Source organism: Mycobacterium sp. UM_Kg27, from assembly GCF_000972905.1.
Classification (GTDB): Bacteria; Actinomycetota; Actinomycetes; order Mycobacteriales; family Mycobacteriaceae; genus Mycobacterium.
Genome location: NZ_JRMM01000383.1, coordinates 1 through 227, shown reverse-complemented (window position 1 = coordinate 227; position 227 = coordinate 1). Strand labels below are relative to the sequence as shown.

Here is a 227-nt window from a genome sequence, read left to right as displayed (position 1 = left end):
GGAGATCGCCCGCGAGATGGCCGGCGTCACGGCTGGAGGAGTGTAATCGTTATGTCTGATCACATTTTTGATGTGCGGATCACCGACACCTCGCTGCGCGACGGCAGCCACCATAAGCGGCATCAGTTCACTCTCGAAGAGGTCGGCGCGATCGTGGCCGCCCTGGATGCTGCCGGGGTGCCGGTGATCGAGGTGACCCACGGTGACGGGTTGGGCGGGTCGAGCTT

The 227-nt window shown here is 63.4% G+C and carries 1 pseudogene; it reads left to right on the top strand.

The window, feature by feature from the left end:
- Positions 1–51 precede the first annotated feature (51 nt).
- Positions 52–227 (top strand): annotated as a pseudogene (locus LI94_RS21745) (4-hydroxy-2-oxovalerate aldolase); the annotation flags it as partial.